General features: G+C 62.2%; 14 protein-coding genes. 3 read left to right on the plus strand and 11 right to left on the minus strand.

What is annotated here, in order from left to right; genetic code table 11:
• Positions 1-95 precede the first annotated feature (95 nt).
• Positions 96-1,865, minus strand: coding sequence for a flavin monoamine oxidase family protein (locus D8U71_RS17315; protein ID WP_130888288.1), 1,770 nt, complete (start codon positions 1,863-1,865; stop codon positions 96-98).
• A 223-nt stretch (positions 1,866-2,088) separates the two neighbouring features.
• Here D8U71_RS17315 and D8U71_RS17320 point away from each other — a divergent pair, with 223 nt between their 5' ends.
• Positions 2,089-3,495 carry an adenosylmethionine--8-amino-7-oxononanoate transaminase gene (locus D8U71_RS17320; protein WP_130888289.1) on the plus strand — a complete coding sequence of 469 codons (1,407 nt, stop codon included), beginning with the start codon at positions 2,089-2,091 and terminating at the stop codon, positions 3,493-3,495.
• Positions 3,496-3,647: 152 nt separating this feature from the next.
• Positions 3,648-4,367, plus strand: coding sequence for a 16S rRNA (uracil(1498)-N(3))-methyltransferase (locus tag D8U71_RS17325; protein WP_041476795.1), 720 nt, complete (start codon positions 3,648-3,650; stop codon positions 4,365-4,367).
• A 136-nt stretch (positions 4,368-4,503) separates the two neighbouring features.
• On the opposite strand, the gene D8U71_RS17330 is transcribed toward D8U71_RS17325, so the two are convergent.
• Complete coding sequence (locus D8U71_RS17330; RefSeq protein ID WP_016772759.1) at positions 4,504-5,121, minus strand: hemolysin III family protein; 618 nt, start codon at positions 5,119-5,121, stop codon at positions 4,504-4,506.
• 141 nt (positions 5,122-5,262) lie between these two features.
• Between D8U71_RS17330 and D8U71_RS17335 the strand changes: the two genes are divergently transcribed.
• Positions 5,263-6,183: a LysR substrate-binding domain-containing protein gene (locus D8U71_RS17335; protein WP_056786436.1), complete on the plus strand. Its 921-nt coding sequence runs from the start codon at positions 5,263-5,265 to the stop codon at positions 6,181-6,183.
• Positions 6,184-6,381: 198 nt separating this feature from the next.
• Here the strand turns inward: D8U71_RS17335 and madM are convergent, their stop codons facing one another.
• The 9 genes from madM to mdcA form a co-directional block, all read right to left on the minus strand.
• Positions 6,382-7,146 (minus strand): malonate transporter subunit MadM, encoded by a 765-nt coding sequence (madM, locus tag D8U71_RS17340; RefSeq protein ID WP_024014642.1) that lies wholly within the window; start codon positions 7,144-7,146, stop codon positions 6,382-6,384.
• A gap of 5 nt (positions 7,147-7,151) precedes the next feature.
• A complete protein-coding gene (gene madL / locus D8U71_RS17345; RefSeq protein ID WP_016772756.1) occupies positions 7,152-7,544 on the minus strand; it encodes a malonate transporter subunit MadL in 393 nt (130 codons plus the stop codon).
• A 65-nt stretch (positions 7,545-7,609) separates the two neighbouring features.
• Positions 7,610-8,530: a malonate decarboxylase subunit epsilon gene (mdcH, locus tag D8U71_RS17350; RefSeq protein WP_130888290.1), complete on the minus strand. Its 921-nt coding sequence runs from the start codon at positions 8,528-8,530 to the stop codon at positions 7,610-7,612.
• Positions 8,527-9,147, minus strand: coding sequence for a malonate decarboxylase holo-ACP synthase (locus tag D8U71_RS17355; protein ID WP_130888291.1), 621 nt, complete (start codon positions 9,145-9,147; stop codon positions 8,527-8,529). Before D8U71_RS17355 ends, mdcH begins: the two co-directional genes overlap by 4 nt.
• Positions 9,141-9,932 (minus strand): biotin-independent malonate decarboxylase subunit gamma, encoded by a 792-nt coding sequence (mdcE, locus tag D8U71_RS17360; RefSeq protein WP_130888292.1) that lies wholly within the window; start codon positions 9,930-9,932, stop codon positions 9,141-9,143. Before mdcE ends, D8U71_RS17355 begins: the two co-directional genes overlap by 7 nt.
• The gene (locus tag D8U71_RS17365) at positions 9,929-10,780 is read right to left on the minus strand and encodes a biotin-independent malonate decarboxylase subunit beta (RefSeq protein WP_130888293.1); all 852 of its coding nucleotides are present in this window, start codon (positions 10,778-10,780) and stop codon (positions 9,929-9,931) included. Before D8U71_RS17365 ends, mdcE begins: the two co-directional genes overlap by 4 nt.
• Positions 10,773-11,072 carry a malonate decarboxylase subunit delta gene (locus D8U71_RS17370; RefSeq protein WP_039757560.1) on the minus strand — a complete coding sequence of 100 codons (300 nt, stop codon included), beginning with the start codon at positions 11,070-11,072 and terminating at the stop codon, positions 10,773-10,775. Before D8U71_RS17370 ends, D8U71_RS17365 begins: the two co-directional genes overlap by 8 nt.
• The gene (locus tag D8U71_RS17375; RefSeq protein ID WP_130888294.1) at positions 11,072-11,929 is read right to left on the minus strand and encodes a triphosphoribosyl-dephospho-CoA synthase; all 858 of its coding nucleotides are present in this window, start codon (positions 11,927-11,929) and stop codon (positions 11,072-11,074) included. The genes D8U71_RS17370 and D8U71_RS17375 overlap by 1 nt, the downstream gene beginning before the upstream one ends.
• On the minus strand, positions 11,929-13,599 hold the full coding sequence (gene mdcA / locus D8U71_RS17380) for a malonate decarboxylase subunit alpha (protein WP_016772750.1): 1,671 nt from the start codon (positions 13,597-13,599) through the stop codon (positions 11,929-11,931). The genes D8U71_RS17375 and mdcA overlap by 1 nt, the downstream gene beginning before the upstream one ends.
• Positions 13,600-14,055 lie beyond the last annotated feature (456 nt).

Here is a 14,055-nt window from a genome sequence, read left to right on the forward strand (position 1 = left end):
GTACGCCGGTAAGTCCCGTAACCGGATGACGAAGGACTGAACCGCAGGGCAAAAAAAACGCGACCCGAGGGCCGCGTTTTCATGTGAACAAAGCCTTACTGCGCCTTGGTCTCGGTCGTTGCAGCAGGCTTGGCCGCTGGTTTCTTCGCCGGCTCAGCCTTTTTCGCTGCCGGTTTGGCCGCCGGCTTTTTCGTTTCGGTTTTGGCTGCAGGCTTCTTCGCCGCTGGCTTGGCCGCTGCTTTTTTCGCCGGCTCGGCTTTCACCGGGGCCGCTGGTTTCGGTGCTTCCACCGGCGCTGGCGCAGGTGCCGGGGGCGGTGCAGGCGCTGGAGCGGCCGGAGCAGGTGCTGGCTCTGGCGCTTTCGCAGGCTCAGGCTTTTTCTCGTCATCCGAACCGCCGAACAGGTTGCTGAAGAAGTTGCCCTTCTTCGCCGCCACGGCACCCGCCGCGCCTGCAGCTGCTGCAGCCGGAACCACTTTGACCGGTTCAAAGGACTTGCCTGCCGCCAGATCTTCAACCTGGCTGGCCGCGCGCTGGCCGGTGCGCAGTGCGCCTTCCAGGGTGCCCGGGTACAAGGTGTCGGTGTGCTCGCCGGCGAACGCTACGCGTTGCAGCGGACGTTCCCACAGGCGCCAGAACTTGCTGATCTGGCCCGGGCCGTAAGCCAGGTAGGCGCCGCCCATCGACGGGTCGGTGCTGTAGCGGCGGATTTCATAACCGGTGAACGAGCCACGGGCCTGTGGATAAAACGCGTGCAGGCGGATCAGCACCTGATCGACCATCTGCTTGTCGCCGAACGCCTGCATCACACGGGCGTTATCGCCGGACAGGTTGATCACCACATTGGCGCCGCCCTTCAGCGCCGGCTCGATCCAGAGCATGCCTAAACCTGCGTTGCTGTAGATCTCGCCGGACATGCGCGATTTGCTTTCCCACACTGGCGTCTTGAACTTCAGCATGATCTGGTCGCGCCAGCCGTAGTTGGTGCCCTTGATCGCCGCCAGATGCTGGGCATCCAGCGCCGGGGTCAGCGAGATCTTGTTCAGTGCGCGCAACGGCACCGCCAGCACCACGTAGTCAGCCTGATAGCCGACGCTGCCAACTTTGACGGTCACGCCGTCCTTGTCCTGGATGATGGCCGAGACCGGCGAGCTGGTCTTGATGGTCTTGATCTGTTTGACGAAGGCCTGGGCCAGGACCTGGCTGCCGCCGACCAGACGCGAGGCGCGCAGGTCGCGGTCGGAGACGCCGCGATAGACGCGGTTCTGCTGAGCGAAATACAGCAGCGACAGACGCGAAGGTTCGTCGTAGTGGGTGCGGATGTCCTGGTTGATCAGCTGACGCGCGGTAGCCGGCAGGTTCTGCTTGTCGAGCCAGCTCGATACGGTGATCTGATCCAGCGCGTGCAACGTACTGGTCGCGGCCGGGTTCTGCGGGTCGTCGATCGAGCGCGCCAGATCGTCGAGGGTTTTCTGGTAGCGCTTGAGCGCATCGGCGGTGGCTGGCTGCTTGGTGGCCAGATCAGCGGCGGAAAAATAATCGCCGTCGATCAGATAACCCGGCGTACGCACGAATTCCGGCGCCGGCGTGGTGCCGAGCTTGAAGGTCGACACGTACTTGTTCAGCACCGGCTGAGTCTTGTCGTTGCCGATCCACTCGCTGGTGGCCATGCCCGAGCGCCCGCCCAGGCTCGGTTTGGCTTCCAGCAGGGTGACCTGCCAGCCTTTGTTCTGCAGTTCGTAAGCGGCGGTCAGACCCGACAGGCCACCGCCAATCACGATTGCGGTTTTATCCTTGGCCAGCGCCGTAACGCTGAACAGCCCCAACATCACCAGCGCACAGGCGCGCAGCCAACCGACAGACATTCAGCGAACTCCGGAAAAACATGTGGGAAAAAGCAGTTTTGCGAGTCAGACGACTCAAAGAACCGCGAAGAATACGTTAGCCATCAAAACGCCGCCAGCGACGTCTATCGGCTCAGACAAAGTAGCTCAATCGACACAATGGGTTGTTCCCGCGCGATGCATTGCATAGGCTTGCGCGATTGTTCGCCCGCGCCTGACGCGAGCCGCCTCGAGGAGACTGTAAATGGGCCTGAATAACCAGTGGATGCAACGCGATCTTGCGGTGTTGTGGCATCCCTGCACCCAGATGAAAGACCACGAACAGCTGCCGCTGATCCCGATCAAGCGCGGCGAAGGCGTCTGGCTCGAAGACTTCGAAGGCAAGCGCTACCTCGACGCGGTCAGCTCGTGGTGGGTCAACGTGTTCGGCCACGCCAACCCGCGCATCAACCAGCGCATCAAGGATCAGGTCGATCAACTCGAACACGTGATTCTTGCCGGTTTCAGCCATCAGCCGGTGATCGAGCTGTCCGAGCGTCTGGTGAAAATGACCCCGGAAGGCTTGAACCGGGTGTTCTACGCCGATAACGGTTCGTCCTGCATCGAAGTCGCGCTGAAGATGAGTTTTCATTACTGGCTCAATCGCGGCCAGCCGAACAAGAAGCGCTTCGTCACCCTGACCAACAGCTACCACGGCGAAACCATGGCAGCGATGGCGGTCGGCGATGTGCCGCTGTTCACCGAGACCTACAAAGCCCTGTTGATGGACACCATCAAAGTGCCGAGCCCGGATTGCTATCTGCGCCCGCAAGGCATGAGCTGGGAAGAACATTCGCGCAACATGTTCGCCGCCATGGAACAGACGCTGGCAGCGAATCATGACAGCGTCGCTGCAGTGATCGTCGAGCCGTTGATTCAGGGCGCCGGCGGCATGCGCATGTATCACCCGGTGTACCTCAAGCTGTTGCGCGAGGCCTGCGACCGCTATGGCGTGCACCTGATCCACGATGAAATCGCCGTCGGCTTCGGCCGCACCGGGACGATGTTCGCCTGCGAACAGGCCGGCATCCGCCCGGACTTCCTCTGCCTGTCCAAAGCCCTGACCGGCGGCTACCTGCCGCTGGCCGCGTGCCTGACCACCGACGAGGTCTACAGCGCCTTCTACGACGACTACCCGACCCTGCGCGCCTTCCTGCATTCGCACAGCTACACCGGCAACCCGCTGGCCTGCGCTGCGGCACTGGCGACGCTGGATATCTTCGAGCAGGACAACGTCATCGAGAACAACCAGGCGCTGGCTCAGCGAATGGCCTCGGCGACCGCGCATCTGGTCGATCACCCTAACGTGTCGGAAGTGCGCCAGACCGGCATGGTCCTGGCCATCGAGATGGTCAAGGATAAAGCCACGAAAGAGGCCTACCCTTGGCAGGAGCGTCGTGGCTTGAAAGTTTTCCAGCATGCGCTGGAACGTGGTGCGTTGTTGCGGCCGCTGGGCAGCGTGGTGTATTTCCTGCCGCCGTATGTGATCACCCCGGAGCAGATCGACTTCCTGGCCGAAGTGGCCAGTGAAGGTATTGATATTGCGACGGGTGACAGCGTCAGCGTGGCGGTGCCGAAAGACTTCCATCCGGGATTCCGCGACCCGGGCTGATTCGCCTTGCTTGAGATTTGCGGTGGCTGGACTGCCGCTTTCGCGAGCAGGCTCGCTCCCACAGGGGAATGCATTTCAAGTGTGGGAGCGAGCCTGCTCGCGAATGAAGTCGACACCGATCCAACTGATTCATATCTTTCCAGAGACCCGAAATGAGACTGTCCCGCTTCTTTATCGACGCCCCGCTGAGCACTGGCGAACACGAACTGCCGGAAGCCCAGGCGCATTACATCAGCCGCGTGTTGCGCATGGCCGAAGGCGATGCGGTGCAGTTGTTCGACGGTTCCGGCCATGAATTTCGCGGGTCCTTGGTGGATGTCGGCAAGAAACGCGTGGTCGTGCAGATCGACGAGCAGTTCGCCGGGCAAATCGAATCGCCACTGCAGATCCACCTCGGCCAGGGCCTGTCCCGGGGCGAGCGCATGGACTGGGCGATTCAGAAAGCCACTGAACTGGGCGTGACGCAAATCACCCCGATCTTCAGCGAACGCTGCGAAGTGCGGCTCAAGGACGAACGCGCCGACAAGCGCTTGCTGCACTGGCGCCAAGTGGCGATCAGTGCCTGCGAACAGTGCGGGCGTTCACGGGTGCCGGTGATTCATCCGCCAGTGTTGCTGGCGGACTGGCTCAAGCAGACCGAAGCCGAATTGAAACTGGTGCTGCATCCGGTGGCAGAGCCGTTGGTGAGTCATGCCAAACCGGCGACGCTGGCGTTCCTGATCGGGCCGGAAGGTGGCTTGACGGACGGCGAAGTCGAGCAGGCCAAAGGCAATGGCTTCCACGCCGCCCGCCTCGGCCCACGGGTGCTGCGCACCGAGACTGCGCCGGTGGTGGCGCTGGCGGTAGCCCAGCAACTTTGGGGTGATTTCTAAACCTTTTTGCCGGACTGATCGTTCCCACGCTCTGCGTGGGAATGCAGCCCGGGACGCTCCGCGTCCCAAACAGCGTGACGCAGAGCGTCACAGGAGGCGTTACCACGCAGAGCGTGGGAACGATCAGTAAGCCGGGCTACAGCACGTAAAACAGAATCGCCACAAAATGCAGCAAGCTCCCGGCAATCACGAACAGATGCCAGATGCCATGGGCATGCCGCAGCCGGTGATCGAGGGCAAAAAAGATAATCCCCACCGTATACAACACCCCGCCCGACGCCAGCCAGGCAAACCCCGTCGTGCCCAGCGCGGCGATCAGCGGTTTGACCGCGACCAGCACGATCCAGCCCATCACCGCGTAAATCACGATCGACAGAATCCGTGCCTCGGAGCGCGGTTTGATCTCTTGCAGAATACCGATCAGCGCCAGCCCCCAGACAATCCCGAACAGCGTCCAGCCCCAAGGCCCGCGTAACGTCACCAGGCAGAACGGCGTGTAGCTGCCGGCGATCAACAGGTAGATCGAGAAATGATCGACCTTCTTCATGATCGCTTTCTTGCGCCCGCGCACGCTGTGGTACACGGTCGAGGCGCTGTAGAGCACCAGCAAAGTGAAGGCGTAGATCGCCACGCTGACGATCTTCCAAGGGCTGCCGTCGAGGCTGGCAATCACCAGCATCCATACGCCGCCGATAAACGCGGCGATGGCTCCGACCAGATGGGTCCAGGCGTTGAGTTTTTCCCCGTGATACATGTGTCGCATACCTCGTAGTCACTACCGCAAGCGCGCAAGGCTCGGGCCTTGAGCGTAAAAGCGCAATGTTTCTGTTCAACCTCGCCTGCGCGTCACGCGGGAATTGGGCACAATCGGCCGATACCAAAAAGAGTCCGCACCATGCTGATCGACGAAGAATTGACCCTGAAAAAACTCGAGGTGTTCCTCGCCTTCATGCGCACCGGCAACCTCGCCCGCGCCGCCGCTGAACTGCAGACCAGCAACGTCAGCGTGCACCGCGCCATTCACTCTTTGGAAAATGCTCTGCGCTGCCCGCTGTTCAAACACGAAGGGCGCAACCTGACGCCACTGGAAAGTGCATATGTGCTGGAAGAGCGTGCGCAAAAACTGATCAACGACGTCGTCGACAGCGTGCGCCTGACCCGCGAAGCCGCCGGATTTTCCGCCGAGCGCTTCAAGCTCGGCTCGCTGTATTCGCTGACGGTGAAGACGGTGCCACAGCTGATCATGGGCCTGAAAATCCGCCGCAGCGAACTCAACATCGACCTGATCCTCGGCTCGAACATCGACCTGCTCTACAAGCTGAAAAACATGGAAGTCGACGCGATTCTGGTGTCGCTGGACGACAGCATCAACGATCCGGATTGCGAGCAAATTGCGCTGTTTTCCGACGACATCTTCCTCGCCACCCCGGCGGATTCAAAATTCGCTCAGCGCAGTGAAGTCGATCTGGCGGAAGTGCGCGATGAAACCTTCATCACCCTGACCCAGGGCTTCGCCACCCATCAGGACGGTGTGCGGGTGTTCAAGCAGGCGGGGTTCGAGCCGAAGGTGGCGATGCAGGTCAATGACATCTTCACTTTGCTGAGCATGGTCAGCTCAGGGGTGGGGTACGCCTTGTTGCCGGGGCGGATTGCGGCGGTGTACGAGAACCGGGTGAAGCTGATTCCGTTGCAGGAGAAGTACCGCTTGCAGCAGCACATTGGGGTGGTGTTTCTCAAGGCCAAGGAGCGTGATCCGAATCTGCTGGCGTTGCTGGCGGAGTGTCGGATGTATGCCAATCGGCAGGCTGGGGTTTAGATCAAGATCAAAATCAAGAGCTACCCCCTCACCCCAGCCCTCTCCCCCAAGGGGTAGAGGGGGAAAGGGAGCAGATCGGGGGCTTTTTCAGAACCTGAGTTCGACTTAGAAATTTCAGGTCGATGTATAACGCCAGAACAACTCGGTCAGTCCCCTCTCCCTCCGGGAGAGGGTTAGGGTGAGGGCAGCTTAAATTGACTAACCCATCAACCCGCGCATCGCCAGAAACAGCAGCGAAGGCCCCAGCAGACACCCAAGCGCGGTGTAGAACGCCGCCGTCAGGCAACCATACGGCACCAGCTTCGGATCCGTGGCCGCCAGGCCCCCGGCAACGCCGCTGGAGGTGCCCATCAAGCCACCGAAAATCACCGCGCTGCGCGGATTGTTCAGGCCGATCATCGGCGCCACGAACGGTGTCATCACCATCACCAGAATCGCCTTGATCAGCCCCGCCGCAATCGACAGCGCCATCACCTCGGAACTGGCACCAATCGCCGCGCCGGTCACCGGGCCTACAATGTAGGTCACCGCACCGGCGCCAATGGTGGTCAGGCTCACCGCATCGGTGTAGCCGAACGCCATCGCCACGCCGACGCCGGCGACGAACGAGGTGCCAACGCCGACAAACAGCGCCAGCACACCGACGAGTCCGGCGCGTTTGAGCTCATCGACACTCACCCCAAACGCCGTCGCCACAATCGCGAAATCCCGCAGCATCGCACCGCCGAGCAGGCCGATGCCGGACAGCAGCGGAATATCCACCACGCCCTTTTGCCCACCGGTGAGTGCGCCGCCGATATACGACAGCACCAGCCCGAGCAGAATGGCGATCGCCGAACCGTGCAGACGGCCCTTGGTGAAGGTGTTGGACATCCAGTAGGACACCCACATGGTCAGGCCGACAATCAAAAAGCCGCTGATCAGACCGTAGCCGGTGATCACTTTCATCATCGATTCGTACATGGCGATCACCCCGCAGTCTTGGCAGGAGCAATCGGTGTCTCTTGCTTGTTGCCCATGCGTGTCAGCACCGGCACCAAGGCGAAAGCGATCACTACGGCGAGGGTGCCGGCAAGAATCGCCATCGGCCCGCCCTTCAGCGCACCGTAGACATTCTGCTGCGCGGCCATGGCGACCACGATGGGAATGTAGATCGCGCTCCAGAACTCCACGCCCTGCTCGGTCTTGCCCTTGAGCCAGCCACTCTTGTAGAGATAGCTGCCCAACCCGATCAACAGCAGCATCGCAATACCGACACCGCCGACGTTGGCCGGCACGCCGATCAGCTTGCCGAGCAATTCACCGACCCAGATACCGACCAGCGTGCAAAAGGCGAGAAACGCCACACCGTAAATAATCATTGTTGTAGTCCTCAAAGTGCATCGTCGAATGTTGTTTTTGTTGTTCGAAGCTTGAGTCGGCGGTTTTAGAGTTGGCGGCCACCCTCCTCGCGCAACAGCGCTTGCAGGGTATCGAGGCGGGCACTGTCGAAGGCAGTGACGGTGCCCTGCTCGAACACCCGGCGCGCCAGCCCGGTCAGCACCGCACCGGGCGGCAGTTCGATCTGTAGACGTACGCCGCGCTCATAGGCGCTTTGCACGGTGCCGCGCCAGTCCACCACGCGGCACATGTTGAAAGCGAGGTCGTCACGCAGCGCTTCGACCTTGGCAACAGGCCTTGCGCGACTGCCGCTCAGATAAGCGATTTTCGGGTTCTTCAGTTCAACCTTGGCGAAGGCCTCGGTAAGCGCCTGCGCCGGTTTTTCCAGCAACGGGCAATGCGACGGCACGCTCACCGCCAGCCGTTTCGCCACTCCGGCACCACGACTGCGTGTCAGTTCGGCCACTGCTTGCATGGCCTTGTCGCTGCCGGCAATCACCACTTGGTTATCGGCGTTGATGTTGGCCAGGTACACCGGCGCATCTTCGCTGTGCACTTGCGCCAGCAGCGTTTCGACGGTGGATAACTGCAAGCCGATGATCGCGGTCATGCCGTAGCCCTGTGGATAAGCCTGTTGCATCAGCTCACCGCGCAGACTGACCAGATGCAGCGCATCGCTGAAACTCAAGGCTCCCGCCACCACTGCTGCCGGGTAGGCGCCGATGGACAGGCCGGCGACGTAATCCGCGCTCAGTTCATCCTGCAATAACTGCCGCGAAGCAGCGACACCGGCGATCAGCAGGCACAGCTGAACCGCTCGTGTCGTGCGCAATGCCTCGGCTGAATCCAGCAGCGCAACATCTTCGCCCAGCACATCACTGGCCTCGACCAGCGTTTCCCTTGGCAAACGCTGGAGCATGCCCGCTTGCTGCGCGCCCTGGCCGGGAAACACCAACAGGCTGCTCACGCTGCCTGCTCCTGCGGGTTCCACGGATCGATCACCAATGCAGCCTGATGCGCATTTTTCAGCAGCACCCGGGCCGAACCGCTGGCCCATTCACGCAGCGCCACAGCGCCGAACGGCGTCTGCAATTGCATGTCGACCCGGCACACAGCCTGATCGAAAAGCTCCACGAGTTTGCACGCCTGATTGCGCGTGATCATCTGCGGCGCGCGCAGAATCAGATCGAGATCACTGGCCGCATGCATCGCTCTGAAACCGCTGGCCAATTCAAACCCGACACTGCCGCTGACACCCCAGACCCAACCGCAGTCATCGAGTATCGGCCGCAGTTGTTTGAGCGCCTGCATCACCGGCAGATCTCGCTCGCACTCAACCTGACAAAGGGCTTCGGGACTGACCCGACAGGCAATCGAATCCAGCGGCATAAACGTCGCCAGCCGCTGCTCGCGCAACACACCACGAACGCCGACCGCGACCAGACCTTCCTCGCTCAAGGCCCGGCGCACCACCACCGGTTGCCCGGCCGCCAGCGCCGCGATCGCCCACGCTGGCGCATCCGCCGGCAACTGCGCCGGGGTCATGCCCCAGAGCAGATCGTGGGCCAGGGGCAGGTTCACCACTGCGCCCTCAGCAATTCGCGGACTTTGCTGGAAGCGGCACGATTGCTCGCACCAAGGCGCCCTTTCAAATCAGTGCTGGTCACATCGCTGATCGCTTGCTTCAGGCACTCAGTCACGCGCGTCAGATCTTCCTCTGTCGGCTGTTCAATCTGCTGCACCGAGAGGGTTTCCCAGAGCAGGCCGAGGCTGGCGTAGCTGTCGATGTCATAGGCCATCGGCGGCACGCTGGCGGCGAGCGCTTCCAGTTCCTCGACACTGCGCAAGGTGACCCGCGCCGCCGAGGCTTTGCCCATTGCGTGGACCATCACGCCGGGATCGCGCAGCGCGATCAGGCGATTGGCCTGATAACCGTGGGCGAGAAATGCACCCGACATGGCCTTGCCCACCAGCAGCGCAATCACCGGATGCCCGGCCAGACGCGCACGGGCATAACTGTCCGCCGCGCCGGCCAGGGCCTGATGAATGCCGAGGGCTTCTTCGCGGCGGCCATAAGCCTGGCTCGGCACATCGACGATGGCGATGATCGGGCGCTTCTGTGCGCTGTCGCGGTCGCGGTCGGCACTGATCGCGTCATCCACAGCCTTGGCCAGCCCCCAGCCTTCGAGCAAACCGACCTCGCCATTGCGGGCGCGGGGAAAACGATTGTCCGGGTCGGCGACCACGGCGATAAACCTGCCGAGCTCAGCGTCGGCGACTTTCAACGACGGCGGCAAACCTTCGACGACACTGGCGCCAGCGCTGAGCGCATTGAACCAGTGCAAACCGCGCAATGAATAACCGCTCATGAGCGCTCTCCTTGATACAGATCGCGAACCACCGACGGTTCGATTTGCTTGCCCGTGTCCAGCTTGCCGAGGCGTTGCAGGAACCACTCGGCGCGTTGACTGCGCGGCTGTGCCGGCAGGCCTTGCTGGAGCAGTTGGCCGACCTGCTGACGAATCTGCGCCACGTCATCGCCGACATAACGGTCCACCAGTCCGGTGTTGAAACGCTGTTCGCCGCCGGTCAGGCTCCAGATGAAGGGCCGGTCGCGGGAGTCGTATTCTTCGATCCCGGCTTCCTGCTCGATGACTTGCGGGCCGTTCAGACCGAGGCGTGCCTCCTGGGTCACCAACAGATAGCTGCACAGCGCAGCGGCAATCGACATGCCGCCGAAGCAACCGACACTGCCGGCGACCACGCCGACCACCGGTTGGTATTGCTGCAAATCGACAATCGCCGCGTGAATATCGGCAATCGCCGCCAGACCGAGATTGGCTTCCTGCAAGCGCACGCCGCCGGTTTCCAGCAGCAATACGGCGCGGGTGGGGATGCCGTTGCGGTTGTCTTCGGCGGCCAGTTCCAGCGCACCGGCAATCTTCGCCCCGCCGACTTCACCAAGGCTGCCGCCCTGGAACGCACCTTCAACCGCCGCGATGACCACCGGCAAACCGTCGAGGCTGCCCTTGGCGATGATCACCCCGTCGTCGGCTTGCGGCACTACTCCCTGGCGCTCGAGCCACGGCGACATGACCCGTTGAAACGGATCGAGCAGTTCGCGAAAGGTCCCGACGTCGAGCAAGGCTTGCGCCCGCTGCCGCGCGCCGAGTTCGACGAAGCTGTGTTTGTTGAGCAACGCTGCGCTGTCAGTCATGGCCGATCTCCTCGAAACCCTGTTCCAGACGCAAGCGCACCACCCCCGGTGTCGCGCCGAAATCGTGGATATCGATGGCCATCGCTGGCGGCGTGGTGCCGTCGAACATCCGCGCAAACAGGTGCTGCCAGCGCTGCTGCGCGCCGTTGACCGAGGTCTGCACGTTGATCGTCAGTTTGCCGGCCAGACCCGGTTCGATCAGCACTTCCAGATCACCCGAACCGACACAACCGACCAGCGCACGCCCGCGTGGCGGCTGCCCGGCGGGGAATTCAAACGATAGGTTTTCCATCAAAACGCTCCCTGAGAGATGCCGTCGCGCTCGATACGATCAAGCAGCAGCGTGGCGGCGAGCAGGTCGGCGGCGCCACCGGGCGAGGCATTCAATGCGATGAGTTGTTGATCCAGTTCGTGCAGGCGCCGACGACCGCTGAGGCTGGCGCTGCCACCGGCATCGAGCACCGCTTGCGCGCCGGCCTGCATGGCCTGCAGACCGGGCTCGCCGGCGCGGTAGAGCACGCAGGTGTCGGCCAGCTCGGTCATGATCGCCAGCAACGCATCGAGCCGGGCATTCTGTTCGCCGTGACCGTTGGCGCGGCTTTTGTGCAGTTGCGGCAGGCCGCGTTGCAGCACGGACGGGAAGCCGAGTTGCGCTTCCTCGCGAGCACCGCGTGCGCCGTAACGCTGGGCTACTTGTGCGCCGTGGCTGAGTGGTGTCGGTGCGTAGCGGTCGTCGAGCAGTGCCAGGCGGGCGGCGCACAGGGCGATGGATTTCGGTTGCAGCGCGGCGGCCGTCACCAACAGTCCCAACGCCCAGATCGCGCCGCGATGGGTGTTGACGCCGTTGGTCGTCGCGAGCATGGCTTGCTCGCCTTCCCGACCGATCCGGCCAATCGCTTCGCGTAACGGTAAGCCGACTTCGCCAATGGTTTGTGCGGTCTCGGCCATTTCCTTGAATGCCGGCCACAATGCCAGCGCCGACGCGTGCATCAGGCCCAGGTGCAGATCGGTGTGCGCGCCGTTGCCACGACGGTCGACCAGCGCCGGTTTCGGCGACAGATCGGCTTCGTCGATCAACGCGTCCACTGCCAGATCGGCCAAGCGGTCAGCCAGAGAAAGCGGTTTCGCTTGCAGGTTGGATGCGTGCATTACCAGCTCCTGAATTTGGCGGGCGGGTTGTACAGGCCGCCGGACCACTCGACCAGATCGGCCACGCTTTTCGCCGCGAGCAATTCGCGCGTGGCGTCAGTGCGGCGGATGCCGAGGTCTTCGGGCAGGGCGATCAGGCCTTCGCGGCGCATGCGTTCGGTGTCTTTCGGGTTGTGGCGCAGGCCGATGGCGGTAACCCCGGCAACCGCTGCGATCATCGCCTGCCGCTCTTCCAGCGAGCGCGCCTTGTACAGGTAGGCGATGCCTTCTTCGGTGAGCAGGTGGGTAACGTCGTCGCCGTAGATCATGATCGGCGCCAGCGGCATGCCGCTTTTCTTCGCCACCTCCACGGCGTCGAGGGTTTCGACGAAGGTCGGTTTGCCGCCCTCCTGGAAGGTCTCGACCATTTGCACCACGAGTTTCTTGCCACGTTCGAGCATCGGTTGCGGCCCATCGGCGTGGCGCATGTCCAGCCACGCCGGAGTGCCGTGACGCCGGCCGCGCGGATCGTGACCCATGTTCGGCGCACCACCGAAACCGGCGAGACGGCCACGAGTCACCGTCGAGGAATGGCCGTCGCCATCGACCTGCAATGTCGCGCCAATAAACAGATCCACCGCGTATTGCCCGGCGAGTTGGCAGACCATGCGGTTGGAGCGCAGCGAACCGTCGCGGCCGGTGAAGAACACATCCGGCCGAGCGGCGATGTAGTTTTCCATGCCCAGTTCGGTACCGAAGCAATGCACGCTCTCGACCCAGCCGCTTTCAATCGCCGGGATCAGCGTCGGGTGCGGATTGAGCGTCCAGTTGCGGCAAATCTTGCCTTTCAGGCCGAGGGATTCGCCGTAGGTCGGCAGGATCAGTTCGATGGCGGCGGTGTTGAAACCAATGCCATGGTTGAGCGACTGCACGTTGTGTTTTTCGTAGATCCCGCGAATCGCCATCATCGCCATCAGCACGTGCACAGGCTTGATGTGCCGTGGGTCGCGGGTGAACAGCGGTTCGATGTAGAACGGTTTGTCGGCGACCACGACGAAATCGACCCATGAAGCGGGAATGTCCACGCGCGGCAGTTCGCTGACGTCATCGACCAATTGGTTGACCTGAACGATAACGATGCCGTCGCTGAACGCCGCCGGTTCGATCAGCGCCGGGGTGTCTTCGGTGCTCGGGCCGGTGTAGATGTTGCCGGCGCGGTCGGCCATGAACCCGGCCGAGAGCACAACGTTGGGGATCAGGTCCACGACGAGGCGGGCGTAGAGTTCGATGTAGGTATGAATGGCGCCGACTTCGAGCAAGCCGTCTTCGAGCAACTGGCTGATGCGCAGGCTCTGGGTGCCGGCGAAGGAGAAATCGAGCTTGCGGGCAATGCCACGTTCGAACAGATCAAGGTGTTCGGAGCGGCCGACGCTGGGCATGATCATGTGCAGATCGTGGAGCTTGGCCGGATCGGCCTTGGCCAGTGAACGCGAGAGGAAATCCGCCTGCTTCTGGTTGTTGCCCTCCAGCACCACGCGGTCGCCGGGATGGATCAGCGCTTCGAGTGCGGCGACGATTTTGTCGCTGGGCAACACCGCACCATCGGCCAGCCCGCGCACCTTGTCGAGCCGGCGCTGCTTCTCGTCACGCCGCCGCGTCCAGCGCGAGTCGGGGGAAATTGTTGTTGTCATGCTCACTCCACGGGTTCGCTGTCGTGGAGCCAAGTTAGGCGTGTGTGATGAGGGCATCAATCAAGCTGGGTGGTGAATCATTACGCTGAGCGTAACGTTCAAAAGCTACCCTCACCCTAGCCCTCTCCCGGAGGGAGAAGGAACCGATAGGGGGATGCTTGGGAAATGACGCCGACCTGAAGCAGCCGTGGTGAATCCCGAAACGAAAAATCAACAGCCCCTCACCCTGGCCCTCTCCCGGAGGGAGAGGGGACTGATTGGGGGATGCTTGGGAATGACGCCGGCCTGAAGCAGCCGTGGTGAATCCCGAAACGAAAAATCAACAGCCCCTCACCCTAGCCCTCTCCCAGAGGGAGAGGGAACTGATTGGGGATGCTTGGGAATGACGCCGGCCTGAAGCAGCCGTGGTGAATCCCGAAACGAAAAATCAACAGCCCCTCACCCTAGCCCTCTCCC

The sequence above is a fragment of the Pseudomonas sp. Sample_21 genome (genome assembly GCF_004307525.1).
Taxonomy (GTDB): domain Bacteria; phylum Pseudomonadota; class Gammaproteobacteria; order Pseudomonadales; family Pseudomonadaceae; genus Aquipseudomonas; species Aquipseudomonas atacamensis.

Bases quoted from the DNA above. Each gene is read 5' to 3' on its own strand.
- D8U71_RS17320 (WP_130888289.1), top strand. From the start codon at position 2,089: ATGGGCCTGAATAACCAGTGGATGCAACGCGATCTTGCGGTGTTGTGG.
- madM (WP_024014642.1), bottom strand. From the start codon at position 7,146: ATGTACGAATCGATGATGAAAGTGATCACCGGCTACGGTCTGATCAGC.
- mdcA (WP_016772750.1), bottom strand. From the start codon at position 13,599: ATGACAACAACAATTTCCCCCGACTCGCGCTGGACGCGGCGGCGTGAC.
- D8U71_RS17365 (WP_130888293.1), bottom strand. From the start codon at position 10,780: ATGACTGACAGCGCAGCGTTGCTCAACAAACACAGCTTCGTCGAACTC.
- D8U71_RS17335 (WP_056786436.1), top strand. From the start codon at position 5,263: ATGCTGATCGACGAAGAATTGACCCTGAAAAAACTCGAGGTGTTCCTC.
- D8U71_RS17330 (WP_016772759.1), bottom strand. From the start codon at position 5,121: ATGTATCACGGGGAAAAACTCAACGCCTGGACCCATCTGGTCGGAGCC.
- D8U71_RS17375 (WP_130888294.1), bottom strand. From the start codon at position 11,929: ATGCACGCATCCAACCTGCAAGCGAAACCGCTTTCTCTGGCTGACCGC.
- D8U71_RS17315 (WP_130888288.1), bottom strand. From the start codon at position 1,865: ATGTCTGTCGGTTGGCTGCGCGCCTGTGCGCTGGTGATGTTGGGGCTG.
- D8U71_RS17325 (WP_041476795.1), top strand. From the start codon at position 3,648: ATGAGACTGTCCCGCTTCTTTATCGACGCCCCGCTGAGCACTGGCGAA.
- madL (WP_016772756.1), bottom strand. From the start codon at position 7,544: ATGATTATTTACGGTGTGGCGTTTCTCGCCTTTTGCACGCTGGTCGGT.
- mdcE (WP_130888292.1), bottom strand. From the start codon at position 9,932: ATGAGCGGTTATTCATTGCGCGGTTTGCACTGGTTCAATGCGCTCAGC.
- D8U71_RS17370 (WP_039757560.1), bottom strand. From the start codon at position 11,072: ATGGAAAACCTATCGTTTGAATTCCCCGCCGGGCAGCCGCCACGCGGG.